Here is a 5574-nt window from a genome sequence, read left to right on the forward strand (position 1 = left end):
CGGTCATCGTACAACCGGGCTATCACTGCCCATGCGGGCGTGCAAGGTCGGGCGCCATGGCAGTATGCCGCAATGCGGCGATCAGGCGTCTTCGAGCTCGTGCAGTTTGAGATCGCATTCCACCCAGGCGCCGTGGATGGCGAAACGCTGGAATGGCGAGTCCGGCACCGGCGACTGTAGCGGCGCGAGGAACTGCGCATCGGCGGGACTTGGCAGGTGAAACAGCACATGGTGGGCCGCGAGTGCATTGCGCGACAGCCAGACCACGCCGGAAAACAGTTCGATCAGCAGCTGGCCGTATTTGTCGGCGCCCGAGGAGCCGAGATCGTAGGCCGGGGAAATCGTCATGAAGCGAGCGCGCAGCACCGGGCCTTCGAATTTCGGCATCAGGAGCTTGTTGACCTGGCAGAAGGCCTGCGGCACGGCGCCGTCATAGAGCGCGTAAAGATTGCCTTTGCCGCCTTGCACCAGCGGATCGAGCGCAGCGAAAGTGCCGAGCGCGTAGGTCGAGAAATCCTCCTCGACAGCCTCGGCTGCCTTGCGCCATTGCGCCTTCAAGGCGCCCCAGCTGCGATCGGCATCGCTGACCGGCAAAAGCCGCATTCCATTTCCCCCAGATCGTCATCATGCGCGATCGGGTTGGAAGTTTAGCTAAATACCTTCAAGAATTGGATAACGCCGGAATGCCGCGATCGACCGCCACACGCAGGAGGCGTCGGCGCGCGGCGATGGCCTATCTCAGACCCCAGCCGTGTTGAGGCCGGCTGCGGCAGCAGCGATCATGGCGCTCAGGATCCGCCAGGTCCTGGAAGACTGCGAGGTTCGAGCAGGTGCCTTGTTACGCATGGTTCGATGTCCGGTCTGCGGCAAATGCGCCGCTACGACCGGAAAATCGGGGGCCCTGCGATCGAAGTCGAGAGGGCCGGAAAAATAGCAATGCGCGGACTGCCGGAGCCGTCGCAGGCAGTCGTTTCATGCTCCGCAGCCGTCGCGTGGCGACGGTTTTATGCTCGGCCTATGGAGCCGCGGCGCCGGCCTGATCCGGCACTTCCGCCGGTGCCTGGGTCACATCGACCCATGTCGCGCCGGTCAGTTCCGCCATCCGCGCCGGGGTGACGCAGACCGACGAGTTGATCGAGCCTGCCGCCGGCCATACTTCGGCATAGTCCTGCAGCGACACGTCGCAATAGACCTGCAGCGGCGTCGCCAGCCCGAACGGGCAGACACCGCCGACCGGATGGCCGGTCAGCGCCACCACTTCCTCGGCGCCGAGCATGCGTGGCTTGCCGCCCAGCGCCTCGCGCGCCTTCCTGTTGTCGAGCCGCGCCGTGCCCTTGGTCACCACCAGCACCACGCGATCGCCGACCCGCACCGACAGTGTTTTGGCGATCTGCCCGGGCTCCACCCCCAGCGCTTCAGCTGCGAGCGCGACAGTGGCGGAACTCTTGTCGGTGACAGTGATGGTCAGATCAGGCGCCTTGGCGGCGAGATCGGCGCGGACGGATTCAAGGGACATGGAGGATTTACAACGTGTCTTTGCGGGCGGATGGCGAAGGGGAGTTAGTGGCGTATCGCTGCAAGACGACGGAGCCGAGCAGCCCGACCCCGAGGCAATACAGCATGCCTTGCGTCACTTGTGAGATATGGCTGTTGAACAGCGAGCCGACAAACGTCATCGCGAAAATGCCGAGCCCCATAGCGCTGGCGAAATCGCGTCCGAGAAAGAGCCGGAAATGCGCCGCCCACATCGCCAGCAGGATGGCCCCGCCAAGCAGGCCGACCTGGAGGGTGGTGTGGAGGAACTGGTTGTGCGGATCCGCGACTGCCTGGCCATAAGGAGAAGGACGCGTCGCCTCGAGGCTTTGGTAGAGCGGCCGGATGCTGCCAGTGCCATGGCCGAGCAATGGGGCCTGCTTCACGAATTGCGCAGCCTTGTTCCAGAAATCGATACGCGATGCGGTGGAGACATTGGTGGTTTCGGCACCGGCCGTGACATCGCTCGCCATCTCGCTGAACCTGATTTTCGCGCCCGGCGATATCGCGAGCGTGGCAGCGACGATGATGACGAGCGGGATGCCGACCAACAAGGAGTTTCGCCAGCCGCCGATCGCGATGATGAGGATCGCGACCATCGTGAAAGCCACCAGCATTCCGGTCTTCGAAACGAAGATGAGAAAAATATTGGCAAAGAACAGCAGCCCCAACAGGCTAATCGCGATGGCGCGGCGATGGTCGCCATCGGACCAGAAGCGCTTCGCCCCGAGTGCCAGCCCGAGCGCGCAGATGGCAAAACATTCGCTCTGCACGGCATTGTCCTTGAAAGGAACGCCGATCGACTTGAACCAGGTCCATGGTCCGGTCGGCCAGATCAGCGCTGCATAGGACAGCACCATCACGATCAAGCACGAGGCGAGAAAACCGTAGCCGATCTGCATGGCCTGTTTGGGTGTGAAGGCCGTCGCCAGCAGCAGCGGGATCAGCAGCAGCTTGGCATAGGGCCCGACCCATTTGATCGCGCCACTGAGAGGCTGGATCGACCATGTCACGCCCAGCAGGATCATGGCGAACAGCGCAACCGGCAGCCAGGCTTCGGGTCGGCGCATGGTCATGACGAAGCGCTCGCGATCGAGCGTCAGTAGCGCCAGCACCGCGAAGATGGAGATCGCGATCGCCTGTCCGCTGGTGGAGAACGGCAGGAAGAAGGCGGTGGCAATGGCAGCGATCTGCCTGCTGTTCGCGAGCTTTTCAGGCAGATCGGCTTTGTTCATATACCCAGGAGTTTTCGTGCGTTGTTCTTCAGGACTTTCGGACGCACCTCGTCGCGAATGTCGAGCTTGGCGAAATCGGCCATCCAGCGATCCGGCATGATCACCGGCCAGTCGGACCCGAACAGCATCTTATCCTGCAGAATGGAATTGATATAGCGAACAAGGATTGGCGGGAAATATTTCGGCGACCAGCCGGAGAGATCGATATACACGTTGGGCTTGTGGGTCGCGACTGACAATGCCTCTTCCTGCCACGGGAACGAGGGATGGGCGAGGATGATCTTCATGTCCGGAAAGTCCACCGCGACGTCGTCCATATACATCGGGTTTGAATATTTCAGCCGCATCCCCATGCCGCCCGGCATGCCGGAGCCGACGCCGGTCTGTCCGGTATGGAACAGGGCGATGGCACCACCTTCTTGGATCGCTTCATAGAGCGGATAGGCCATGCGGTCATTGGCATAGAAGCCCTGCATGGTCGGGTGGAATTTGAAGCCTTTCACGCCGTATTCGGAGATCAGCTTGCGCGCCTCGCGGACGCCGAGCTTGCCTTTGTGCGGGTCGATCGACGCAAACGGGATCAGCACGTCGGCATTCTGCTGCGCGATCTCCAGCATCTCGTAATTGTTGTAGCGGCGGAAGCCGGTCTCGCGCTCGGCATCGACGGGGAAGATCACCGCCGCAATATTCTTGGCGCGATAATAGGCCGCGGTTTCCTCCACAGTAGGCGGATGTTTGTGCGGCGATTTGAAATATTCCGCCATCCGCGCCTGGAAATCGTCATAGCCGTCATCGGCATGGCAGCCGCACGGCTCCTCCGCATGGGTGTGGATGTCGATGGCGACGAGATCGTCCGGATTGAGCAGTTTCATGTCCCGCGTTTCCTGGAATTTTGTCGTTGTGGTTGACCGGTCAATTAGCAAAGCGGTGCGGGCAATGAAAGGCGAGGGCGCGCCTTAGGGCGGATGAGGCTGCGCCAAACCGCCCTACAGTAGGACTTGCCGTCTGTCACTTAGTGACATATGTTTCTGTCACTAAGTGACACGATGAGAGCCGTTCATGCCCGCCGACCGCGAAGATCCGCGCCTGACTGTATCCCGCCATGCGGCCGAGCTGTTTCTCGACCGCGGCGTCACGGCGACCAGCGGCGATGACATCGCGGCGGCCGCGGGCCTCTCGAAACGCACGATCTGGCGATACTTCCGGTCGAAGGAGAGCGCCGTGGAACCGTTATTCACCGTCTCCTCGCTGCGCTTTGCGTCCCAGCTCAGCGCATGGCCGCTCGACGCCTCGATCGAGGACTATCTCCACGCGGTGGTCCGCCCGCAGGACCAGACCCCGCGCGAGATCGCCGACGACATTCTCGCCGTTCGCCTCGTCGCCTTGCTGCCGAAGGAGCCGGCGCTGCGCTCGGCCTGGCTGATGTCCTGCCACGCTGCAGAGGAGATCATCATCGCGGTGGTGGCGCGGCGGACCGGGCGACGGACCACGGATTTCGACGTCCGCCTCTGCGGCGCCGCCGTGATGACGGCGCTGCGAATCGTCGATGAAGACATCGCCACCGCCGCCATCACCGATCGCCGCGCCTTCACGCTGCCGGAAGTGATCGACCGGATGGCGGAGGCGATACGAACAGCCAGCACCTTGCCGATCTGCGATCCCGTCGCGCCATAGGGCGCGCGGACGACACCCCAATCGCCCATCTGTTTTCGTCAACCAACGGAGTTCATCCCGATGGCATCAGCATTCGTGTATCCGAAAACCCGTCGCCTCGATCTCGTCGAGGATCATTTCGGCCAATCGGTCGCCGATCCCTATCGCTGGCTCGAGGAAGACATCCGCAGCGATGCCGATGTCGCCGCGTGGGCGAAGGCGCAGAACGACGTCACGCGGAACTATCTCGCGACATTGCCCGGGCGCGATATCTTCAAGGCGCGCCTGCAAAGGCTGTTCGATCATGAGCGCGTCAGCCCGCCATGGGCGCGCGGTGGCCGCTATTTCTACACCCGGCAGACCGGGCTGCAGAACCAGCCCGTGCTGGTGATGCGCAACGGCCTCGAAGGGGCGGAGCGCGTGCTGATCGATCCCAATGACTGGTCGGAGGACGGCACCACTGCGCTCGGCGAATGGGCGATCTCCGATGACGGTTCGCTGATCGCCTATTCGATCCAGCAGGCCGGCACCGACTGGCGCAGCATCAAAGTGCTGGACGTCAATGCGCGCGAAGACCTTGCCGACGAGGTGACGCGCGCCCGCTTCATGACCATCGCCTGGACGAAGGACAATCGCGGCTTCTTCTATTCACGCTATCCAGATGCGGCGGACGGCGAGGCAACGCAGGCCGGCGTGCAGAACCATGCCGTCTATTATCACGCGCTCGGCACATCGCAGGCAGAGGATCGCCTCGTCTATGCGACGCCGGACAAGCCGCATCTGGTCAATGTCGGTTATGTCACCGATGACGGCCGCTATCTGGTTCTGCTGTCGACGCCGGGACCGGGGGCCAATGCGCTCGCCATCATCGATCTCGACACCCCCGACTGGACGCCGCGGCAACTGATTGCGGAGCTCGATTCGGACTGGATGGTCTATGGCAATGTCGGCACAAAGCTCTTCATCGGCACCAACAAGGGCGCCGAGCGCAGGAAGATCGTGTCGACGGATCTCGCTCTGTCCGAAATGGTATTCGAGGACGTCGTGCCCGAACAGGACGCGACGCTGGGTTACGCCGCGCTGCTGGGCGGCAAGCTGCTCGCAAGCTATCTCGTCGATGCAAAGGCCGAGATGCGCCGCTTTGCCCTCGATG

At 62.5% G+C, this 5574-nt stretch carries 5 protein-coding genes and 1 pseudogene; 2 read left to right on the top strand and 4 right to left on the bottom strand.

The window, feature by feature from the left end; translation table 11 throughout:
* Positions 1-81: 81 nt before the first annotated feature.
* The 4 genes from ACIQ17_RS30210 to ACIQ17_RS30225 form a co-directional block, all read right to left on the bottom strand.
* A complete protein-coding gene (locus tag ACIQ17_RS30210) occupies positions 82-603 on the bottom strand; it encodes a hypothetical protein (protein ID WP_398473151.1) in 522 nt (173 codons plus the stop codon).
* 412 nt (positions 604-1015) lie between these two features.
* On the bottom strand, positions 1016-1516 hold the full coding sequence (locus ACIQ17_RS30215) for a YbaK/EbsC family protein (protein WP_398473153.1): 501 nt from the start codon (positions 1514-1516) through the stop codon (positions 1016-1018).
* A gap of 7 nt (positions 1517-1523) precedes the next feature.
* Complete coding sequence (locus ACIQ17_RS30220; protein WP_398473155.1) at positions 1524-2768, bottom strand: O-antigen ligase family protein; 1245 nt, start codon at positions 2766-2768, stop codon at positions 1524-1526.
* Positions 2765-3640, bottom strand: coding sequence for an amidohydrolase family protein (locus ACIQ17_RS30225; protein ID WP_398473156.1), 876 nt, complete (start codon positions 3638-3640; stop codon positions 2765-2767). The genes ACIQ17_RS30220 and ACIQ17_RS30225 overlap by 4 nt, the downstream gene beginning before the upstream one ends.
* A 187-nt stretch (positions 3641-3827) precedes the next feature.
* Between ACIQ17_RS30225 and ACIQ17_RS30230 the strand changes: the two genes are divergently transcribed.
* Together ACIQ17_RS30230 and ACIQ17_RS30235 are read left to right on the top strand one after the other, a co-directional pair.
* Positions 3828-4442 carry a TetR/AcrR family transcriptional regulator gene (locus ACIQ17_RS30230; protein ID WP_398473157.1) on the top strand — a complete coding sequence of 205 codons (615 nt, stop codon included), beginning with the start codon at positions 3828-3830 and terminating at the stop codon, positions 4440-4442.
* 60 nt (positions 4443-4502) lie between these two features.
* A pseudogene (locus ACIQ17_RS30235) lies at positions 4503-5574 on the top strand (S9 family peptidase); the annotation flags it as partial.

It is taken from the genome of Tardiphaga sp. (assembly GCF_044340795.1).
In the GTDB taxonomy this organism is placed as follows: domain Bacteria; phylum Pseudomonadota; class Alphaproteobacteria; order Rhizobiales; family Xanthobacteraceae; genus Tardiphaga.

Bases quoted from the DNA above. Each gene is read 5' to 3' on its own strand.
- ACIQ17_RS30220 (WP_398473155.1), bottom strand. From the start codon at position 2,768: ATGAACAAAGCCGATCTGCCTGAAAAGCTCGCGAACAGCAGGCAGATC.
- ACIQ17_RS30230 (WP_398473157.1), top strand. From the start codon at position 3,828: ATGCCCGCCGACCGCGAAGATCCGCGCCTGACTGTATCCCGCCATGCG.
- ACIQ17_RS30210 (WP_398473151.1), bottom strand. From the start codon at position 603: ATGCGGCTTTTGCCGGTCAGCGATGCCGATCGCAGCTGGGGCGCCTTG.
- ACIQ17_RS30215 (WP_398473153.1), bottom strand. From the start codon at position 1,516: ATGTCCCTTGAATCCGTCCGCGCCGATCTCGCCGCCAAGGCGCCTGAT.
- ACIQ17_RS30225 (WP_398473156.1), bottom strand. From the start codon at position 3,640: ATGAAACTGCTCAATCCGGACGATCTCGTCGCCATCGACATCCACACC.